General features: G+C 44.2%; 2 tRNA genes. Both read right to left on the bottom strand.

The features are described 5' to 3' along the window. Positions 1 to 403 precede the first annotated feature (403 nt). Positions 404 to 480 (bottom strand) — tRNA-Ile (locus D6V41_RS18070). 143 nt (positions 481 to 623) lie between these two features. Further along, positions 624 to 699, bottom strand: a tRNA-Ala gene (locus tag D6V41_RS18065). Positions 700 to 787: the final 88 nt, after the last annotated feature.

Raw genomic sequence — 787 nt, 5'->3', positions numbered from 1 at the left:
TTACATCGCAAGGATGCTCGCTAATGAATAACCTACCATTCTACAACCTTGCCTTTTTAATCAAGGATGATTGGGTGGTATGAATGACGTTTGCTAATCTGCATACTTTTTTAAGTATGCTATTTGTCAGATAGAGTAGCTTGAGGAACACTTGATGCTTGCGCATCAATTTTTCCAATTACTCTTTCGTTAAATATTGATTACTAATTATCAGCTTTTCCAAATTGTTAAAGAACTCAATAAGCGCGTCGCGCTCATCTTAAGGTTAAAAAAACCTTAATGAATACTCTCACCCAAGTGTATTCATTAAGGCTCTATCTTTCACCATGCCGCTTATCGTCGCCCTCCTCCATTACCCAAGGAGCTTGTGGCCTGCGCCACAATGACTGTGTACCATTTGAAATGGTAGGCTTGGGCAGACTTGAACTGCCGACCTCACCCTTATCAGGGGTGCGCTCTAACCAGCTGAGCTACAAGCCTGTTCTTGCTTCTCATTTCGTCCTGACTGAGCTTCTTTGTCTCCGCCCTCGTCAGTCACATACTATCTGTATGCTCCCTTCTCGCTTGTCGAGTCGAATCACATTCATAACGAACTGCTCGCAATAACTTACTTATCTAAGCGGTGGTGGAGCTAAGCAGGATCGAACTGCTGACCTCCTGCGTGCAAGGCAGGCGCTCTCCCAGCTGAGCTATAGCCCCATTCTTTCACAGCACAATATGCCATGCATGGTGGTTCTCTTTCTCATAACAAAACAATCTGTGTGAGCACTGCATTAAAAACATCTCG

The organism is Ningiella ruwaisensis, from assembly GCF_004798935.1.
Lineage (GTDB): Bacteria > Pseudomonadota > Gammaproteobacteria > Enterobacterales > Alteromonadaceae > Glaciecola > Glaciecola ruwaisensis.
The sequence above is the reverse complement of the archived record's forward strand: the minus strand, read 5'-3'. Positions and strand labels throughout refer to the sequence as shown.